The following is a 17,977-nucleotide window of genomic DNA, read 5'->3' on the forward strand; positions in this document are numbered from 1 at the left end:
CCCGCTTCAGACAGGCCCCTTCGAGGGGCCTGTTTTCGTTTGAGAAATCAGAACCGTGTGGCGAGGCTTACGAACCAGTCCGGCAAGGCAGCGACCACCATGCCTTCCAGCGTCTTGTCGAGCCCGGTGAGGATGAGCACCGCCACCAGCACGAGCGCGACGCCGAAGAGGCGGCGCGACAGATGGGCAGCCCGTGCCAGGCGGCCCCGCCCGCGCGCCGCGAGCAGTCGCGCGCCGCTGCCCGCCAGCAGCAGGGAGGTGGCGGCACCCAGCGCGAAGACGCCCATGGCGGCAGCGGCCTGAACCTTCGAGCCGCCCGAAGCGGCCAGGGCAAAGGCTGCACCGAGTGTCGGCCCGACGCAGGGTGCCCAGGCGAGACCCAGCAACGCGCCGGCACCGAACTGGCCGGCTAGACCGGGCGAAAGCCCGCCGGCGAGCCGCGCCGCACCACCCGCCAGCGGCGCAAGCAGGGCACCGAGCTTCTCGCCCACGGCCGGCAGCGCGAGTGCCAGCCCGGCGACCAGCAGAAGGCCCGCCGTGCCGAAGCGCAGGGCGTGGGATTCGCCGAACTCGATCCCGGCCGAGGCCAGCAGCACGCCGCTCACCGCGAAGCTCACGGCAAGACCAAGGGCAAGTGCGAGCGGTCCGAAGCGGCTCGAGGTGGTCGCGCCGGCGAGGACCACGGGCAGCAGAGGCAGCACGCAGGGATTGAGGATCGTGAGGAGGCCGGCGACGAAGCTCAGGGCGAGGATCATGGCTCACGCGCCCCAGAGCGGGCGCCGCCGGAGGCGGGCGGTGACCATCGGCTTGGGGGCGGGAGGCAGGTCACCGGGCGGCCTCAGTAAGCCGAATCCAGAACCTTCACCACATCCGCCTCGGTCACGCCCCACGACATGCGGCCGGTTTCCTTGCTGCCGTCATAGGCGATGAGGGTGGATCGGGGGACACCGAGTTTCGCGACCACATCCTTCTGCTCGTCATAGGCCACGCGCAGGAAGGTCGCCTTGGCGTATTTCGGATCGTTCACCAGCCGGGAGAGGATGCCCTCCTGCGCCCGGCATTGCAGGCACCAGGGGGCATAGACATGCACGAAGACCGGTCCGCCCGCCTTCGTCGCCGCCGCGAAGGCCGCGGGCGTGTAAGGCTGGAAGGCGGCGGCAAAGGCGGGGGTGGCCGCAAGGGCGAGGGGCACAGAGAGGCTTGCGAGCGCGAACGTGCGGCGGGAGAGGGGCATGCGGTCCTCCTGATCCATCGGTGCGCGGCTGCGGGCCGCATCCCAGTCATGGGCTGGCTACGGTGCGCCGCGCATGGCGGATCATCCCCTCACGGGGGCTTGAAGGCTTTGTCGGGTCCTCAAACGATGCTAGGTGCGAGGCATCGGGCGCCGCAGCGCGGACGCCAGCTTCCCCTTGCCGAACGGCTATTCCGCGAGTTCCTCTGATGTCGCCTCTTCCCGATCTGGCCTCGGTCGTCCGGACCATCCCCGATTATCCCAAGCCCGGCGTCATGTTCCGGGACATCACGACCCTGCTCGGCAATCCCCAGGCCTTCCGCCGCACGGTGGACGAACTGGTGCAGCCCTGGGCCGGCGCGAAGATCGACAAGGTGGCGGGCATCGAGGCGCGCGGCTTCATCGTCGGCGGTGCGGTGGCGCACCAGCTCTCCGCCGGCTTCGTGCCGATCCGCAAGAAGGGCAAGCTGCCCCACCAGACCGTGCGCATGGCCTATGCGCTGGAATACGGGCAGGACGAGATGGAGATGCACGTGGATGCCGTGCATCCGGGCGAGCGGGTGATCCTCGTGGACGATCTCATCGCCACCGGTGGCACGGCGGAAGGGGCGGTGAAGCTGCTGCGCCAGATCGGCGCGCAGGTGGAGGCCGCCTGCTTCATCGTGGACCTGCCGGATCTCGGCGGTGCCGAGAAGCTGAGGGCCATGGGCGTGCCGGTGCGCACCATCATGAGCTTTTCGGGCCACTGAGCCCGGAACCCAAACGCAAACGGGCGGCCGCAGGGCCGCCCGTATCATTTCAGGCGGAACACCGCGCCTCACATGTTGGGATAGTTCGGCCCGCCGCCGCCCTCCGGCGCCGTCCAGTCGATGTTCTGGTTCGGGTCCTTGATGTCGCACGTCTTGCAGTGGACGCAGTTCTGCGCGTTGATCTGGAAGCGCGGACCGGACGCCTCTTCCACCCATTCATAGACGCCCGCCGGGCAATAGCGGTTGGACGGGCCGGCGAAGACGTCGTGTTCCGAGCGCTTCTGCAGGTCGAGGTCGCGCACCTTCAGGTGAACGGGCTGGTCTTCCTCGTGATTGGTGTTCGAGATGAACACCGAGGACAGCTTGTCGAAGGTCAGCACGCCATCGGGCTTGGGATAGGCGATGGGCTTGAATTCGGACGCGGGCTTGAGGCTCGCGGCGTCGGTCTTGCCGTGCTTCTGGGTGCCGAAGAAGGAGAAGCCGAGCGTGTTGGTCCACATGTCCAGCGCGCCAAGCGGAATGCCGAGATAGGTACCGAAGCGCGACCAGAGCGGCTTCACATTGCGCACCCGGTGAAGGTCGCGGCCCACGTCCGAGGCCCGCCAGGCGGCCTCGTAGCTCGACACCTCGTCATAGCCGCGCCCTTCCACCAGCGGGCCGAAGAGATGCTCGGCCGCCAGCATGCCGGAGAGAACGGCATTGTGGCTGCCCTTGATGCGCGGCACGTTCACGAAGCCTGCGGCGCAACCCACCAGCACGCCGCCGGGGAAGGAGAGGCGGGGCACGCTCTGGTAGCCGCCCTCGGTGATGGCGCGCGCGCCATAGGAGATGCGCTTGCCGCCCTCGAACGTGTCGCGGAACGTGGGGTGCGTCTTGAAGCGCTGGAACTCGTCGAAGGGCGAGAGATAGGGGTTCTGGTAGTTCAGGTGGACCACGAAGCCCACCATCACCTGACAGTCTTCCATGTGGTAGAGGAAGGCGCCGCCGCCGGTCTTGCCGTCCAGCGGCCAGCCGAAGGCATGCTGCACGAGGCCCGGCTGGTGCTTCTCCGGGGCTACCTTCCAGAGTTCCTTGAGTCCGATGCCGAACTTCGGCGGCTCGCGGCCGGCGTCAAGCCCGAAGCGGGCGATGAGGCGCTTGGTGAGGTGGCCCCGCGCGCCCTCGGCGAAGACCGTGTAGCGGCCGCGCAATTCCATGCCGCGCGTGAATTCACCCTTGGGCTGGCCTTCGCGATCGACGCCCATGTCGCCCGTGGCGACGCCGCGTACGGCGCCATTTTCGTCATAAAGCACTTCGGAGGCGGCGAAGCCGGGATAGATCTCGACCCCCACGGCTTCCGCCTTCTGGGCGAGCCAGCGCACCACATTCCCCAGCGAGCCGATGTAGTTGCCGTGATTGTTCATCAGCGGCGGCATGGCGAAATTGGGCAGGCGCACGCCGCCGGCAGGACCGAGGAGGTAGAAGCGGTCGTCGGTGACCTGCGTCACCAGCGGGGCATCGCTTTCCTCGCGCCAGCCGGGCAGCAGGCGATCGAGGCCGATGGGGTCGATGACCGCGCCCGAGAGGATGTGGGCACCGGCCTCGGAGCCCTTCTCCACCACCACGACGGAGATGTCGGCGCCCTTTTCCTCGGCGAGCTGCTTCAGGCGGATGGCCGTGGCGAGGCCGGCGGGACCGGCGCCGACAACCACGACGTCATAGTCCATGCCTTCGCGTTCCGGCAGCTCCGCCTCGGTCATCTCTCTGTTTCCCTGTTATGATGTGCCGGCGCGGGCGTGGCGCCGGCGGAGGTTGGAGTTGTTCCACGCTCTTTCCCGAATGGCAATTCGCTTTGCGTTCGGGCAAGGAGCCCGTTTGCCGCCATGGCTCCGGTTTCCGCGCGGGGCGGCTCTGCTATAAGCTGGCCCGAGGCACGCCGGAACACCGATGACTTCATTTGCGTACGAACATTTCCGCGATGCACTCGCCTTCTATGCGGAGGCGGGGGTGGACGTGGCCATTGGCGATGAGCCTGTGGACCGTTTCGCGGAAAGCGCGGCGGAAAAGGCCCGCCGCGGCGTCGGGCGTTCTGCACCGCAGACGGCTTCCGCGCAGCCCGTAAATGATTCGCCGGCTGCTTCACCCGCGCCGGTTCGCGCGCCTGCTGCGCCGCGTGCGCCGACTCCCGCCGCTGCCGGGCCGGGACCCATGGCCGCAGCACAGGCGCCTGATCAGGCGGTGATGGCGGCGCGCGAGGCGGCGCACACGGCGGCGAGCCTTGATGAATTGCGTGCCATGCTGGAGGCCTTCGAGGGCTGCCCGCTCAAGCGCACGGCCACGCGGCTGGTGTTCGCGGATGGCAATCCGGCGGCGAAGGTGATGTTCGTGGGAGAGGCGCCCGGCCGCGACGAGGATGTGCAGGGCCTGCCCTTCGTCGGCCGCTCGGGGCGGCTTCTGGACCTGATGCTGGGGGCCATCGGCCTCGACCGCACGAAGGCCTATATCGCCAACGTCATTCCCTGGCGTCCGCCGGGCAACCGCACGCCGACGCCGCAGGAAACCGCCATCTGCCTGCCCTTCATCCGCCGGCAGGTGGAACTGGCGAATCCGGACGTGCTGGTGTGCCTTGGCGGGCCGTCCGCACAGGCACTGCTCTCAACCACCGAAGGCATCACCAAGCTGCGGGGCCGCTTCATGTCCTATGACACCGGCAGCCGCACCATCAAGGCGATCGCCACCTTCCATCCCGCCTATCTCCTGCGCACGCCGCTGGGCAAGCGCCTCGCCTGGCGGGACATGCTGGCGGTTGAAGCGGCACTGAACGGCGAAACTGCCGGCTGACGGCGCATTTTCCTTACAAGCCCCAAAAAGGACAGGCCCGGCCCGGTCGCGTGGGGGCTTCGCGACCGAACCGGGCCAGGCTCACGCCTTGTTCAAGGCGTCGAGGGGTCAGCCGGCCTGGGCGGGGCCGGAGTGGGGATCCGTATCCGAGAACGGGCCATAGGCCGGAACCTGCGGGGCCGGGAACTGGCGGGCCTCGTGCATCTGCACGGTACCGCTGGTCGGCGCGGCGTTGAGCGGCAACTTATCGCCGTTGTCGTAGGCGCCGGCCGCGACGGCCTGGAATTCCTTGTTCGACGCCGTCAGATACTCGTCGGCAAAGGCCGAAGAGGCTGCGCCCACGAGGCTGGAAGCCACAAGGGCAGCGGCGATGATCTTGGTGCTGAGGGTCTTCATTGTTTCTCTCCTGTCCAGCCAGTTGGGGGGATTGGCCGGGGATGAAGCTTGATTGCTTCGCTTCCTCGAGGCGGGAATTTATGTAGCTGGCGCCGGATCGCAAGTAACGAACGTGTGCGCCGCAGCGTAACAAAGTTGTTATTCTGATTTCACGGGTCCGTGTGTGTGGATCGCGCGTTCGTGAGATGTCGTAAAAAGGTGTTAAATCCAAATAATGACACGAACATTATATTAATGTAATCTAGTGCAGTTTAAAATACGAATTTTAATATCATTTATGAATTTGCATGTTCAGTAGAATGTCTGTCTTGGCCGTGAGGCTTGAGCTTGAAATGGCAGCGTCCTCACCGCGGGTGCTGCATGTTCGTTAATGGTAATCACATGAACAATAAATGGACGTGCTCTTGGCGGCCGGCATTGCGCCCTGCCCAGTGCCGGCGTCCGTGGCGAGACCGGGGCTTCAGGCGTGTTCGGGGCGGGGGATCGGCTCGCTGGACAGTGCAGAGTTCCGGTAGCGGGGATCGTGCGTGACTTCCTGCCCCACCCATGGCGGCAGATCGACCTGTTCCGCCGGATGGTCGAGCTCGATTTCCGCCAGAACGAGGCCACTGTTCTCCGCACCGAAGACATCGACCGACCAGGTCTTGCCGCCATAAGGCACGTCGTAGCGGGTCTTGAGGATCAGTGGCTGCCGGCAGAGGTCACGCAGCATGGCCTGCGCATCCTCCAGCGGAATGGGATACTCGAACTCGGCGCGGGTGATGCCGCTGGTGGGGCCCTTCACCGTAATGAAAGCCTCCTCGCCCGCGATGCGGATGCGCACCGTGGTGTCGTCCGAGGTGTCGATATAGCCCTGACAGTAACGGGCGCCCCGCGCCCCGGCGCGCCAGGCGTCCGTGGCCACCAGAAACTTGCGCTCGACTTCCGTCGCCATGGCGCGATCCGTCCTTGATCGGAGCGCGCGGATTTTCCACGAAACAGGGCCCGGGAGCCAGCCAAAAGGTGGCGCCCAGGCCCTGAAGAGGTCAGCAAATGGTCGCATCGCCCTTACGTCAGGCGGCGCGAGGGGCCGGCTTTATCGACCAGGGCGGGCGTGCGCTGGCGCCTGCGTGCTTCAGGTTGCGGTCGCACCGTCCGTGTCGAACTTCGACGGCGGGTCGGTGTCCCCGATGGTGGTGACCCGCAGGATGTTCGTGGTGCCGGGCTTGGCGAAGGGCACGCCGGCCGTGATCGCGAGCCGGTCGCCGGGTGCGGCCAGCTGCTGCTCCACGGCCACCTGCACCGCGCGGTCCACCATCTCGCCGAAGGAATGGATGTCCTCGCCCACATTCACCGCATGCACGCCATAAGAGAGGGCGAGACGGCGGGCGGTGTCGGCGCGGGTTGTGATGCCGAGGATGGGCATGGGCGGGCGCTCGCGCGCGGCGCGCAGGCCCGTGGTGCCGGAGAGCGTATAGGCGACGATGGCGGCGGCATCGACGGCGAGCGCCGTCTGGTAGGCGGCCTTGGTCATGGCATCGCCGATGGTCTTGCCCCATTCCGCCTGCGTCGCATCCAGCACCTGCCGGTAGCCGGGGTCGCGCTCCACGTGGCGGATGATGTCGTCCATGAAGGAGACCGCTTCCACGGGATACTGGCCCGCGGCGCTCTCGGCGGAGAGCATCACGCAGTCCGCGCCCTCATAGACGGCGGTGGCGACGTCTGAGACCTCGGCGCGGGTGGGCACGGGAGCAGAGATCATGCTCTCCAGCATCTGGGTCGCCACGATCACCGGCCGACCCTGTCTGCGGGATTCCGTAATCATGCGCTTCTGGAGGGCGGGCAGTTCGGGCAGCGAGAGCTCCACGCCGAGATCGCCGCGCGCCACCATGATGGCATCGGAAAGCTCCACAAGCTCTTCCAGATGCTCGACGGCCGCCGGCTTCTCCATCTTCAGCATCACGGCAGCGCGGCCCTTGATGAGGTCGCGTGCCTCGTGGATGTCTTCCGGGCGCTGCACGAAGGACAGAGCGATCCACTCCACGCCCTGCTCCACGGCGAAGGCGAGGTCGGCGCGATCCTTCTCCGTCAGAGGGGAGAGCGGCAGCACCACGTCGGGGATGTTGAAGCCCTTGTTGTTGGACAGGCGCGTGCCGCTGACCACTTCCGCGTCCAGCCAGCCGTCGCCCTTGCCCACCACCTTCAGGCGCACCTTGCCGTCGTCGCACAGGACGGTGCTGCCGATGGTCAGGGCTTCAATGATGTCGGGGTGGGGAATGGGCACGCGGTCGGTATCGCCCATGGTCGCGACATCTGCGTCGAAGCGCAGGCGCTTGCCGGGGGTGAAGGTGATGGCGCCCTCGGTGAAGCGGCCGATGCGCAGCTTCGGTCCCTGAAGATCGGCGATGACGCCGATGGGGCGGCCGATCTCGGCTTCGAGGCGGCGGATATGGCCGAGAACGATGCCATGGTCGGCCTGCGTCCCATGGCTGAAATTGAGCCGGAACACATCGACACCGGCCAGGAACAGGGCCTTGAGCTTCTCCGGCGTGTTGGAGGCCGGGCCCACGGTGGCGATGATCTTGGTGGCGCGGTTGCGCTTCAGCGGCATGGATGTCTCCCCCGATTGGGCGACATCTGCCGTGCCGCCTTTGTCCTGGTCGCACTTGATACAAAGGCGCGGTGACGCGGGTGCGTCACCGCCATGGCCCGTCGCCGGGCCATGGCGGGCAAACGGTCAGGCGATGTCGTGGTTCGCCAGCAGTTCCAGCGCGTTCACCATGGCGGAGTGATCGAGCTTGGAGCCGCCGCGGGCGGCCACGGCGTTGAACAGCTCCTGCGCCGTCGCGGTGTTCGGCAGCGCCACCTTGAGCGCCCGCGCGGAGGACAGAGCGAGGTTCAGGTCCTTCTGGTGCAGCTCGATGCGGAAGCCGGGATTGAAGTTGCGCTTCACCATGCGCTCGCCGTGCACCTCCAGGATGCGCGAGGAGGCAAAGCCGCCCATGAGCGCCTGGCGCACCTTGGCCGGGTCGGCGCCCGCCTTGGACGCGAAGAGCAGCGCCTCGCCCACCGCCTCGATGGTGAGGGCGACGATGATCTGGTTGGCGACCTTGGTGGTCTGGCCGTCGCCATTGCCGCCGACGAGGGTGATGTTCTTGCCCATCTTCTCGAACAGCGGCTTCACCGTCTCGAAGGCCTTTTCCGGGCCGCCGACCATGATGGTGAGGGAGGCGGCCTTGGCGCCCACGTCGCCGCCGGAGACCGGGGCGTCGAGATAATCGCAACCGAGCGCGTTGATCTTCTCGGCGAACTTCTTGGTTTCCACCGGCGAGATGGAGCTCATGTCCACCACGATCTTGCCGGCGCTGAGGCCTTCCGCAACGCCGCCGGCGCCGAACAGCGCCTCGTCCACGTGCGGGGTGTCCGGCACCATGAGGATGATGACGTCCGCATTCTTCGCCACCTCGGCGGAGGAGGCGACCGCCGTGGCGCCCTTGTCGGTCAGCTCGGCGGGCACCTTCACTACGTCATAGAGGAAGAGGGTGTGCCCGGCGTCGATGAGGTGGCCGGCCATGGGGGTGCCCATGATGCCGAGACCGATGAAACCCACGTTCATTGTGCGTGCTCCCGTGCATGTGCGCCACGCACGCCCGGCAGGCCGGGCGGCGGGCGGTGTCCTTGGCGAAACGGTTCTGGCGGCTCAGCCCTTGTAGGGGGCGAACCAGCCGATGCCGGCGTCGGTGGTCGTCGCGGGCTTGTATTCGGCACCGATCCAGCCGGTGTAGCCGGCATCGTCGATGGCCTTGAAGATGAACGGGTAGTTGATCTCGCCCGTGCCCGGCTCGCCGCGGCCCGGATTGTCCGCGAGCTGGATGTGCTTGATGCGGGCCATGTTGGCGCGCAGCGTGGGGACGAGATCCCCCTCCATGATCTGCATGTGGTAGATGTCGTACTGGAAGAAGACGTCCTGCGGCCCCACGTCGTCCAGCAGGCTGAGCGTCTGCTTGGTGGTGTTGAGATAGAAGCCGGGGATGTCGCGGGTGTTGATGGCCTCGACCACCAGCGGGATGCCCGCCTTTTTCGCTTCGGCAGCTGCGAATTTCAGGTTCGAGACCAGCGTCTCGTAGATCTTCTCCGCCGGCACGTCCTTGGGGGCGATGCCCGCCAGCACGTTCAGCGTCTGCGTCTTCAGCACCTTGGCATATTCGAGTGCGGTGCCGACGCTGTCCTGGAACTCGCCGACGCGGTCGGGCAGGACGGCGATGCCGCGTTCGCCCTTCGCCCACTCGCCGGCCGGCAGATTGTGCAGCGCCTGGGTGAGCCCGTGCTTCTCAAGGCGCTCGGCCAGCTCCTCCTTGGGATAGGCGTAGGGGAAGAGATACTCCACGCCCTTGAAACCGGCCTCCGCCGCCTTGGCGAAGCGGTCCAGGAAGTCGATCTCGTTCCAGAGCATGGTCAGATTGGCAGCAAACTTGGGCATTCACCTCTCCGCTGGCTGAGCCTGGGCAAGTCAGGCTTCGATTGTTTGGCAATCCAAGCCGTAAAACGTTCCGTGTGAAAGGGATAGGGCGGACGGGCGGGACAGATCGGCTCAAGTGCCCCGGCTTGCCCCGTTCCGGACGGCCGGACGTCCCGCCGCCGCGCCTCGGGACATGCCGCGCCGGACACCCGCGCGGCACGCCTGCCGTGCGCCTCGCGGGAGGGCACGGCAGGTAGACATGGGAGACCGGGGTTTACTCGGCCGGCTCCACCACGCGCGCGGTGGCGCGGGGCAGGTCGAGGATCTCCTCGAACTCGTTGACCTTGTCGATCTCGACGCCCATGGCGATGTTCGTCACCCGCTCCAGGATGAACTCGATCACCACCGGCACCTGATGCTCTTCCATCAGGGCCTCGGCCCGCGAGAAGGCATCCTTGAACTCATTCGGCGTACGCACCCGGATGGCCTTGCAGCCGAGGCCCTCGGCCACCGCCACATGGTCCACGCCATAGGCGCCGGCTTCCTCCGAATTGATGTTCTCGAAGGCGAGGCTCACCTCGAAGTCCATCTCGAAGCCGCGCTGGGCCTGCCGGATGAGGCCGAGGTAGGAGTTGTTCACCACCACGTGCAGGTAGGGCAGCTTGTGCTGGGCGCCTACCGCCAGCTCCTCGATGAGGAACTGGAAGTCATAGTCGCCCGAGAGGGCCACGATCTTCCGGTCCGGGTCCGCCGCGCGCACGCCGAGGGCCGCCGGCAGCGTCCAGCCCAGCGGGCCGGCCTGTCCGCAGTTGATCCAGTGGCGCGGATGGTGGACGTGCAGGAACTGCGCGCCGGCGATCTGCGAGAGGCCGATGGTGGTGACATAGGTCACGTCACGGCCGAACGCCTCGTTCATCTCTTCATAGACGCGCTGCGGCTTCAGCGGCACGTTGTCGAAGTGCGACTTGCGCAGCATCGTCTCCTTGCGGCCGAAGCATTCCTTGGCCCAGGCGGACCAGTCCGGCAGCTTGCCGGCGGCCTTCCATTCCTTCGCCACCTCGATGAACAGCTTCAGCGCCGCCCCGGCATCCGAGACGATGCCGAAATCCGGGCCGAAGACGCGGCCGATCTGGGTCGGCTCGATGTCCACATGGATGAAGGTGCGGCCCTTGGTGTAGACCTCCACCGAGCCGGTGTGGCGGTTGGCCCAGCGGTTGCCGATGCCGAACACGAAATCGGAGGCGAGCATCGTCGCATTGCCGTAGCGGTGCGAGGTCTGGAGGCCGCACATGCCGGCCATCAGCGGGTGGTCGTCCGGAATGGTGCCCCAGCCCATGAGGGTGGGGATGACCGGCACGCCAGTGAGTTCCGCGAACTCCACCAGCAGGTCGGAGGCATCCGCATTGATGATGCCGCCGCCGGAAACGATGAGCGGGCGATCAGCCTTCGCCAGCATGGCGATGGCCTTCTCCGCCTGCGCGCGGGTGGCGGCGGGCTTGTAAACGGGGAGCGGGGCGTAGGTGTCCTCGTCGAACTCGATCTCGGCCATCTGCACGTCGATGGGCAGGTCGATGAGCACCGGGCCGGGGCGGCCCGAGCGCATGACGTGGAACGCCTGCTGGAACACCATGGGAACGAGCGCCGGCTCGCGCACCGTGACCGCCCACTTGGTGACGGGCTTGGCGATGCTCTCGATATCGACCGCCTGGAAGTCTTCCTTATAGAGGCGGGCGCGGGGGGCCTGGCCGGTGATGCAAAGGATCGGGATGGAATCCGCCGAGGCCGAATAGAGGCCGGTGATCATGTCGGTGCCGGCGGGACCGGAGGTGCCGATGCACACGCCGATGTTGCCGGCGACGGCCCGGGTGTAGCCCTCGGCCATGTGGGAGGCGCCTTCCACGTGCCGGGCGAGCACGTGGCGGATGGAGCCGCGCGCCTTCAGCGCGGAATAGAACGGGTTGATCGCGGCGCCCGGAACACCGAAGGCGCAGCTGATGCCCTCCTTCTCCAGGACGCGAACGGCAGCATCGACGGCACGCATGCGGGCCATGGCGTTTCCTCCCCTTGGGACCGGTTTGTTCGACTTTCGTATATTGTATATCGGTCGAACTTGGCCCTCGCTATGGCAAGAAACGGCATCACATTGATGCCTTCCCGGCAATAATCTTGCTGCACTGCGAAGGGAGACGGCAAAAGACCCGCTGCTATGTCGCTGCCCTCAGCCCCGGCTGGCCTCGGGAAGGGGGCGCATGCGAGGGCGGTCGATCAGGTTGTCGAGGGCGAGCCAGCCCGGTCCGCGTGCGATGACAGCGAGAAGGCAGACGGCCCACGTCCCATGGGTCGCCCAGGCGTCCGGATAGACGAAGATCTCGATCACCAGCGTCATCCCGAGCAGCGCCAGAGCTGAGAGGCGGCTCGCGAGGCCGATGACCAGCAGCACCGGAAACAGATGCTCCGCGATGGCCGCGAGATGGGCGGCAAGCCAGGGGTTGATGAGCGGCAGGCGGTATTCTTCCTGAAACAGGAAGACGGCGCTGTCGGAGACATGCCAGCCCTCAAGCTTGGTCTGGCCGGACTGCCAGAAGACCCCAGCGATGGAGAGCCGCGCCAGAAGGCTGATGAAGCCGGAGGGGATGCGCTCCAGCACGGCGCGTCCGTGGTCCAGCAGATGTGCGCCGTTGGTGCGTCCGGAGCTGTGGGCGTCAGTCATGGGGTGCCTCCCAATGGATGGAGGAAAAGGCGCCGGCGGTGAGGGCAAGGCCAAGGGCGGTCACGACGTCGAAACCGGAGGCCATGGCCTCGGCGGCTTCCAGCGCGTCAGCGAGGTTGCGGCCGGCTGCCAGATGTTCGATGAAAACGCCGGCCCCCACAGGCAGCCGGCTGACGCTCACGCGCATCTGCGGACGGCTCACCAGCACGTCTTCCGGCGCCCAGTCCTCGATGGGTCGAAGGGGCACCTCGCCAGCGTTCATGGCCCAGATGGTGTGCACCGGGAACGGCGAGCGGAGCACGCCGAGAGTGGGGTGCGCCGTGAAGGTGAGGTCGGCCATGGCCTCCGGCGGCACCGCCGAGAGGCCATCGAGTGCCAGCGTCAGCGCATCCGCCGCGTGATAGGCCCGGCGACGCAGCGTTTCGAGTCGGGCGACGTCCGCGAGATAGGGCAGGGCCTCCGCTGGCTCGAAGCCCGCGACGAAATCGGCAAAGTCCGCGCCATAACCGAGCAGCACAGGCGAGCGCGGCGGATGGGCCGCCACATAGGCCTGCGCCAAAGCTGCGAAGAACTCGGCGCCGACGATGCGCTCCACGGCCGGAAATGCGGCGGCGAGCGCGGCGGTGAGGCCGGCCCGCACATTGTTGCGATAGACCTCGAAGCGGCGGACCGGTGGCGCGCCGGTCCAGGCCATGAGCCCGTCCGGCATCGGCGCATCAGCCGTGGTGAGAGCGGCGGCAAATGCGCTTTGGGCGGCGGGGAGGGCGCTCATCATGATGCCCTCACGCCGCATTCTGCCGAGCGCCTGCGAGCACCGTCTCGGCGCGCAGGGCCTCGGCGCGCAAGATCGGCCAGGCGGGCACGTCATTGTCCCATTCGATCAGCGTCGCGACCGGGCCGGTGCGTGCGATCACCCGCGCATAGAGCGCCCAGACGGGGTCGGTAACCGGCGTATCGTGGGAGTCGATGAGCAGGGGCGCGCCGGTCTCGTCCGTGGTCTGCGCGTGGCCGCTCAGATGGATTTCGCGGACCGCCTCGAGAGGAAAACGGGCGAGATAGGCGGCGGGGTCCGTATTGTGGTTCGTGGCCGCCACGAAGACGTTGTTCACGTCGAGCAGCAGGCCGCAGCCGGTACGCCGGGCCACTTCGGCGAGGAAATCGGTCTCCGCCAGGGTGCTCTCGGCAAAAGTGAGATAGGTGGCCGGATTCTCCAGCAGCATCTGCCGCCGGAGATGCGTCTGCACGCGGTCCACATGCTCCACCACGCGGCTGAGCGTCCCGTCCGTATAGGGCAGGGGCAGCAGGTCGTTGAGATAGACGCTGTCATGGCTCGACCAGGCGAGGTGTTCGGAGAAGCTCTCCGGCTCGTAGCGATCACACAGGACACGCAGGCGCTCCAGATGCGCCGCATCGAGCGGCTGCATGGCGCCGATGGACAGGCCGACGCCATGGATGGAGAGGGCATAATCCTCCCGCAGCCGGCGGAGCTGGGCATGGGGCGGGCCGCCTGCGCCCATATAGTTTTCCGCATGCACCTCGAAGAAGCCGAGGGGCTGGCGGGAGGCCACGATGTCCGCGAAGTGCTGCGGCTTGAAGCCGATGCCCGCGCGCGAAGGCAGTTGTGATGACTGCATGCTCATCTCCTCGAAGGCGGATGCGCGGCGCCCTCGGGCGCCGCGCGGGGCGTGTCGGTGTGTCTCAGACGGGAGCGGGACCCTGCTTCAGCGAACCCATGCCGCCCGGCACCTTGATGGTCTCGCAGGTGCCTTTGGGCACGAGCTTCCAGGCGTTCTTCTGGTAGTCCACCTTGGAGGTGCCTGCGCAGGTGGTTCCGGGGCCGGCGGCGCAGTCGTTCTGCCCCTTCATGGCCACGCCGTAGCACTTCTCCATCTCGGCGGCCGAGGCGGAAGTGGTCGCGGCAACGGCGAGGGCAGAGGCGATCGAGCCCGCCAGAGCGAGCGAAAGGACGCGGGTCTTCATGGGAAATCTCCGTGATCGGCAGCCGCATCGGGCTGACATGGGGGATTACGGAGAGGGGGCGGCCGCTGTTACAGGGCCGCGCAGAATTTTTCCGGGCGCCGTCCGCCGCCCCTTGTCGAAAGCGGTGCGGCGCGGGACAAAGCGGCGAATGCCATCGCGCGGAACGCCGCGCATTCTTTCTTCGTCATGACGTAACATTCCAGAGCGCCGCAACGTAAGGGTGGACAGGGGTGGACGGTTCGGCCCGCGACCAGCAGTGGAGCGAATGGATGCGCCTTGCGCTTGCCGGCGACGGCGCCGCCTATCGGCGGTTCCTCAGCGAGGTGACGCCGCATCTGCGGATGCTCGCGCAGCGCCGCTGCCGGGCCTTCGGCGCACCGGCGGGAGAGGCGGAGGATATCGTGCAGGAAGTCTTGCTGGCGGTGCATCTCAAGCGCGGTACGTGGGACCCCGCGCGGCCCATCGGACCGTGGCTTTCGGCCATCGTGCGCAACAAGCTGATCGACAGCCTGCGCCGGCGCGGGCGTGAACCGACGACGCCCATCGAGGATGTGATGGAGACGCTGGAGGCGGCACCCGTGGCGGACGGAACGGAGCGGCTCGATGCCTTGCAGATGCTGGGACATCTGCGCGATCCGCAGCGCGATATCGTCCGCTCCATCTCTCTGGAGGGGGCGGGCGTTCGGGAGACGGCGGCACGCCTGAAGATGACCGAAGGGGCTGTGCGCGTGGCGCTGCATCGCGCGCTGAAGACGCTGGCCAGGATTTACCGGAGCGAGGCCCATGAAGACCGATGACCTGATCCGCCTGATGGCGGAGGACGCGCCGGTCCGGGTGCGGCTTTCCACCGTTCTCGCCCTGGCGATCGCCGCCGGGGTCGTCTGCGCCGGGCTTATCCTGCTGGTGACCATCGGCATCCGACCGGATCTCGGGGCCGCGGTGGAAACCGTCCGCGTCCAGTTCAAGCTCGGGTTCACGCTCCTGATGGCGGCCGCGAGCTGCGCCGTGCTTCTGGTCGCGGGGCTGCCGGGCCGAAGCGCCGGCCGGCGTCTGGTGGTGCTCGGCCTGCCTCTGGCCCTGCTGGTGCTCGGTGTGGTTCTGGAACTCACGGTCGTTCCGCCGGGTCGCTGGGCCGCGAGCCTTGAGGGGCAGCACGCGGCCTTCTGCGTCTTCTTCATTCCCGTTCTCGCGCTGGTGCCGTTCGCGGCCTTCTTCTGGGCGTTGCGGGATGGCGCGCCGGAGAATCCGGGGCTCGCCGGCGCATCGGCGGGTCTTGCGGCCGGGGCGATCGGGGCCGCCGTCTATGCCTGGCATTGCCCGGACGACAGCCCGCTGTTCGTCGCGACCTGGTACATGCTCGCCATGCTGCTCGTCACGGTCGTTGGCTACGGGTTCGGCCGCCGCACACTGCGCTGGTAGGCGGAGCGACGGCCTGCGTCGATGCCGGCTCGGACGACGTCGCCACCCGACGATACATATGCCGGATGGGCACAGGCCCTGCGTGCATGATCTGAATCAAGGCTTTCGCCACACGATCGGCACAATGTCGCCACGCGGTCGCTTCCCAAGGGCTTCGCGCCGGTAGTCATCATGACCCGCCGGGCCGGGAACGTGCGCGACATGACGCGCCCGCCTTGACAGTTCCCTGACCGGACCGCCGGCCGCCTTTGCTTGGCCCGCCCGGACGCGCAGTGCTGGAGTCCATGATGCGTTACGCCAATTTTCCGATCATTTTGAAGGTCCTTGTCCTTCTTCTGGCACTCGGTATTACGAGCCTCGCGGGTGCCGGCTATGCGGCCTGGCAGATGTCGCGGATCGACGATGCCTATACGGGTCTCGTGGATGGCGCGCAGGTGGCGGTGCTGAAGATTGCCCGCGCCGCCCGCTTCTCGGTGGTTGTTCGCGCCGAGCTCCAGAGCGCGTTGCTCGCCACCTCCGAGGCCGAGATGCGGGCCGCTGCCGGACGGCGGGAAGATGCCATCGCGCAATATCGCCAGTTGATGTCGGAAGCGGCGCAGGCGATGCCCTCGCAGGCTGCCGGCATCCAGCGGCTGCGCGATCTGACCCACGCGGCCTTCGTCGATGCCTGCGGCGGCGTGGTCAAGGCCGCGGGCGGTGCCGACAGCGGGGCGGATGCGCGCCGGCTGATGGCTTCTTCCTGCGCCCCCGCCATCGACGCCTCCATCGCCGAGGCGCTGAAGTTCAACGAGGGCCTGCGCGTCGCCGTGCAGGACCAGCGCCAGGGCATCAGCGACACCACCGTCTCCTCCATCACCGTCACCTTCGCGGTCATCGCCGGAGCGACGCTGCTGGTGATGTTCGTTGCCTACTGGCTGGTGCGCGACGCCATCGTCAAGCCGCTCCGCCGCCTGATGTTCTCCATGGACGCGCTCGGCGAGGGACGCCTGCACGAGGACGTCACGGGCACCGAGCGCAAGGACGAGGTGGGGGCCATGGCGCGGACCCTCGACGTGCTGCGCGGGCATCTCGCAGATGCGGAGGACATGCGCGTGGCGCAGGCACGCCGCGAGGCCGACGAGCGGGACCAGCTTGCCAAGCGCGAGCGGCTCGCCACCTCCTTCATCGATCGCATGACTCAGCTTGCTTCCGGCTTTGCCAGCTCGGCGGGCGAGGTGGCCGATGCGGCGCGCAGCCTCTCGGCAACGGCGGAGCAGACCGCCCAGCAGGCGAATGCGGTCGCTGCTGCCGCCGAGCAGGCCTCCGCCAACGTGCAGACGGTTGCGGCCTCCTCCGAGGAACTCGCCACCTCGGTGCGTGAGATCACCGGTCAGGTGAGCCACTCTGCGGACGTGGCCGAGCAGGCCTTCCGCGAGGTCGAAGCCTCCAGCACCCGCATCGGTGCTCTGTCCACCGCCGCGGCCGATATCGGTGACGTCATCGGTCTCATTCGCGGCATCGCCGACCAGACCAATCTGCTCGCGCTCAACGCCACCATCGAGGCGGCACGTGCCGGAGACGCGGGACGGGGCTTCGCGGTCGTGGCTTCCGAGGTGAAGCAGCTCGCGGCCCAGACGGCACGGGCGACCGCCGACATTTCCGGCAAGGTGACGGAGATCCAGACCGCCACCGAGGGCACGGTCTCCTCCATGTCGCAGATCCAGCGGGTGGTGACCGACATCAAGCAGATCTCCTCCTCCATCGCCGGTGCGGTGGAAGAGCAGGGCGCGGCCACCGGGGAGATCGCGCAGAACTGCCAGCAGGCCGCAACCGGCACCCAGCAGGTCACCGACAATATCGGCGGCGTGGGGCAGGCGGCGCAGATGACGGGGGCGGCCTCCGACCAGCTTCTCGCGCTCTCTCAGGACCTGTCCAGTCAGGCCTCCGAACTGCGGGAGGTGGTGGAGACCTTCGTCCAGGACCTCGCGGCAGCCTGACCCCTCGGCCGTTGCCCTTTTCATCAGCACAAGGCCGCCGGTCCCCCGGCGGCCTTTCGCATTTCTGGGCGCCCTGTCACGGGCCAGGGCCCGCCGGCGTTTTCCGGCGTTTGAAGGGCATCTGGAGACGCCGAAACTACCTCCAGCCTCGCACAAGCCATGGGGCTTTAAGTGGCGCCAACGATCCATGGTCGACTGCCGACTGAACCATGCGCGTGGCCTTCGCGGCCACTATCGGGGATGCGGGACGTCACGGGG

At 67.4% G+C, this 17,977-nt stretch carries 17 protein-coding genes and 1 pseudogene; 5 read left to right on the forward strand and 13 right to left on the reverse strand.

Annotated features, from left to right (window positions below):
- Positions 1-47: 47 nt before the first annotated feature.
- Positions 48-755 (reverse strand): cytochrome c biogenesis protein CcdA, encoded by a 708-nt coding sequence (locus DFO45_RS03425; RefSeq protein WP_133863733.1) that lies wholly within the window; start codon positions 753-755, stop codon positions 48-50.
- An 83-nt stretch (positions 756-838) separates the two neighbouring features.
- Positions 839-1,234 (reverse strand): thioredoxin family protein, encoded by a 396-nt coding sequence (locus tag DFO45_RS03430; protein WP_133863734.1) that lies wholly within the window; start codon positions 1,232-1,234, stop codon positions 839-841.
- Between the two features lie 206 nt (positions 1,235-1,440).
- On the opposite strand from DFO45_RS03430, the gene DFO45_RS03435 reads away from it, so the two are divergent.
- Positions 1,441-1,980, forward strand: coding sequence for an adenine phosphoribosyltransferase (locus tag DFO45_RS03435; protein WP_043879552.1), 540 nt, complete (start codon positions 1,441-1,443; stop codon positions 1,978-1,980).
- Positions 1,981-2,048: 68 nt separating this feature from the next.
- Here DFO45_RS03435 and DFO45_RS03440 read toward each other — a convergent pair whose 3' ends face one another.
- Positions 2,049-3,719 carry an electron transfer flavoprotein-ubiquinone oxidoreductase gene (locus tag DFO45_RS03440; RefSeq protein ID WP_133863735.1) on the reverse strand — a complete coding sequence of 557 codons (1,671 nt, stop codon included), beginning with the start codon at positions 3,717-3,719 and terminating at the stop codon, positions 2,049-2,051.
- Positions 3,720-3,906: 187 nt separating this feature from the next.
- On the opposite strand from DFO45_RS03440, the gene DFO45_RS03445 reads away from it, so the two are divergent.
- On the forward strand, positions 3,907-4,800 hold the full coding sequence (locus DFO45_RS03445; RefSeq protein WP_133863736.1) for a uracil-DNA glycosylase: 894 nt from the start codon (positions 3,907-3,909) through the stop codon (positions 4,798-4,800).
- Positions 4,801-4,908: 108 nt separating this feature from the next.
- On the opposite strand, the gene DFO45_RS03450 is transcribed toward DFO45_RS03445, so the two are convergent.
- The 10 genes and pseudogenes from DFO45_RS03450 to DFO45_RS03495 form a co-directional block, all read right to left on the reverse strand.
- Positions 4,909-5,196, reverse strand: a complete 288-nt coding sequence (locus DFO45_RS03450) for a hypothetical protein (protein WP_012172016.1) — start codon at positions 5,194-5,196, stop codon at positions 4,909-4,911.
- Between the two features lie 460 nt (positions 5,197-5,656).
- Complete coding sequence (locus tag DFO45_RS03455) at positions 5,657-6,130, reverse strand: CYTH domain-containing protein (protein WP_133863737.1); 474 nt, start codon at positions 6,128-6,130, stop codon at positions 5,657-5,659.
- 180 nt (positions 6,131-6,310) lie between these two features.
- Positions 6,311-7,786: a pyruvate kinase gene (gene pyk / locus DFO45_RS03460; RefSeq protein ID WP_133863738.1), complete on the reverse strand. Its 1,476-nt coding sequence runs from the start codon at positions 7,784-7,786 to the stop codon at positions 6,311-6,313.
- A 126-nt stretch (positions 7,787-7,912) separates the two neighbouring features.
- Positions 7,913-8,794 (reverse strand): annotated as a pseudogene (glxR, locus tag DFO45_RS03465) (2-hydroxy-3-oxopropionate reductase); the annotation flags it as partial.
- An 81-nt stretch (positions 8,795-8,875) separates the two neighbouring features.
- Complete coding sequence (gene hyi, locus DFO45_RS03470) at positions 8,876-9,655, reverse strand: hydroxypyruvate isomerase (protein WP_012172012.1); 780 nt, start codon at positions 9,653-9,655, stop codon at positions 8,876-8,878.
- Positions 9,656-9,908: 253 nt separating this feature from the next.
- Positions 9,909-11,684, reverse strand: coding sequence for a glyoxylate carboligase (gcl, locus tag DFO45_RS03475; RefSeq protein ID WP_133863739.1), 1,776 nt, complete (start codon positions 11,682-11,684; stop codon positions 9,909-9,911).
- A 168-nt stretch (positions 11,685-11,852) separates the two neighbouring features.
- Positions 11,853-12,344 (reverse strand): DoxX family protein, encoded by a 492-nt coding sequence (locus DFO45_RS03480; protein WP_133863740.1) that lies wholly within the window; start codon positions 12,342-12,344, stop codon positions 11,853-11,855.
- Entirely contained in the window at positions 12,337-13,119 is a 783-nt protein-coding gene (locus DFO45_RS03485; RefSeq protein WP_245517933.1) for a DNA-binding domain-containing protein, read from the reverse strand. The genes DFO45_RS03480 and DFO45_RS03485 overlap by 8 nt, the downstream gene beginning before the upstream one ends.
- Positions 13,120-13,126: 7 nt before the next feature.
- Positions 13,127-13,978, reverse strand: a complete 852-nt coding sequence (locus tag DFO45_RS03490) for a DUF692 domain-containing protein (protein WP_133863741.1) — start codon at positions 13,976-13,978, stop codon at positions 13,127-13,129.
- 64 nt (positions 13,979-14,042) lie between these two features.
- Positions 14,043-14,324, reverse strand: coding sequence for a DUF2282 domain-containing protein (locus DFO45_RS03495; RefSeq protein WP_012172007.1), 282 nt, complete (start codon positions 14,322-14,324; stop codon positions 14,043-14,045).
- 230 nt (positions 14,325-14,554) lie between these two features.
- Between DFO45_RS03495 and DFO45_RS03500 the strand changes: the two genes are divergently transcribed.
- The 3 genes from DFO45_RS03500 (at position 14,555) to DFO45_RS03510 (ending at position 17,719) form a co-directional block, all read left to right on the forward strand.
- Positions 14,555-15,121 carry a sigma-70 family RNA polymerase sigma factor gene (locus DFO45_RS03500; RefSeq protein WP_133863742.1) on the forward strand — a complete coding sequence of 189 codons (567 nt, stop codon included), beginning with the start codon at positions 14,555-14,557 and terminating at the stop codon, positions 15,119-15,121.
- Complete coding sequence (locus DFO45_RS03505; protein ID WP_133863743.1) at positions 15,108-15,743, forward strand: NrsF family protein; 636 nt, start codon at positions 15,108-15,110, stop codon at positions 15,741-15,743. Before DFO45_RS03500 ends, DFO45_RS03505 begins: the two co-directional genes overlap by 14 nt.
- Before the next feature lie 287 nt (positions 15,744-16,030).
- Positions 16,031-17,719 (forward strand): methyl-accepting chemotaxis protein, encoded by a 1,689-nt coding sequence (locus DFO45_RS03510; protein ID WP_166657037.1) that lies wholly within the window; start codon positions 16,031-16,033, stop codon positions 17,717-17,719.
- Positions 17,720-17,977: the final 258 nt, after the last annotated feature.

This window comes from Azorhizobium sp. AG788 (genome assembly GCF_004364705.1).
GTDB lineage: Bacteria > Pseudomonadota > Alphaproteobacteria > Rhizobiales > Xanthobacteraceae > Azorhizobium > Azorhizobium caulinodans.

Coding starts and splice junctions, on each gene's coding strand:
- DFO45_RS03450 (WP_012172016.1), bottom strand. CDS start 5,196: ATGAAGACCCTCAGCACCAAGATCATCGCCGCTGCCCTTGTGGCTTCC.
- DFO45_RS03440 (WP_133863735.1), bottom strand. CDS start 3,719: ATGACCGAGGCGGAGCTGCCGGAACGCGAAGGCATGGACTATGACGTC.
- DFO45_RS03455 (WP_133863737.1), bottom strand. CDS start 6,130: ATGGCGACGGAAGTCGAGCGCAAGTTTCTGGTGGCCACGGACGCCTGG.
- DFO45_RS03495 (WP_012172007.1), bottom strand. CDS start 14,324: ATGAAGACCCGCGTCCTTTCGCTCGCTCTGGCGGGCTCGATCGCCTCT.
- DFO45_RS03485 (WP_245517933.1), bottom strand. CDS start 13,119: ATGATGAGCGCCCTCCCCGCCGCCCAAAGCGCATTTGCCGCCGCTCTC.
- DFO45_RS03435 (WP_043879552.1), top strand. CDS start 1,441: ATGTCGCCTCTTCCCGATCTGGCCTCGGTCGTCCGGACCATCCCCGAT.
- DFO45_RS03490 (WP_133863741.1), bottom strand. CDS start 13,978: ATGCAGTCATCACAACTGCCTTCGCGCGCGGGCATCGGCTTCAAGCCG.
- pyk (WP_133863738.1), bottom strand. CDS start 7,786: ATGCCGCTGAAGCGCAACCGCGCCACCAAGATCATCGCCACCGTGGGC.
- DFO45_RS03480 (WP_133863740.1), bottom strand. CDS start 12,344: ATGACTGACGCCCACAGCTCCGGACGCACCAACGGCGCACATCTGCTG.
- hyi (WP_012172012.1), bottom strand. CDS start 9,655: ATGCCCAAGTTTGCTGCCAATCTGACCATGCTCTGGAACGAGATCGAC.
- DFO45_RS03430 (WP_133863734.1), bottom strand. CDS start 1,234: ATGCCCCTCTCCCGCCGCACGTTCGCGCTCGCAAGCCTCTCTGTGCCC.
- DFO45_RS03425 (WP_133863733.1), bottom strand. CDS start 755: ATGATCCTCGCCCTGAGCTTCGTCGCCGGCCTCCTCACGATCCTCAAT.
- gcl (WP_133863739.1), bottom strand. CDS start 11,684: ATGGCCCGCATGCGTGCCGTCGATGCTGCCGTTCGCGTCCTGGAGAAG.
- DFO45_RS03505 (WP_133863743.1), top strand. CDS start 15,108: ATGAAGACCGATGACCTGATCCGCCTGATGGCGGAGGACGCGCCGGTC.
- DFO45_RS03445 (WP_133863736.1), top strand. CDS start 3,907: ATGACTTCATTTGCGTACGAACATTTCCGCGATGCACTCGCCTTCTAT.
- DFO45_RS03510 (WP_166657037.1), top strand. CDS start 16,031: ATGCGTTACGCCAATTTTCCGATCATTTTGAAGGTCCTTGTCCTTCTT.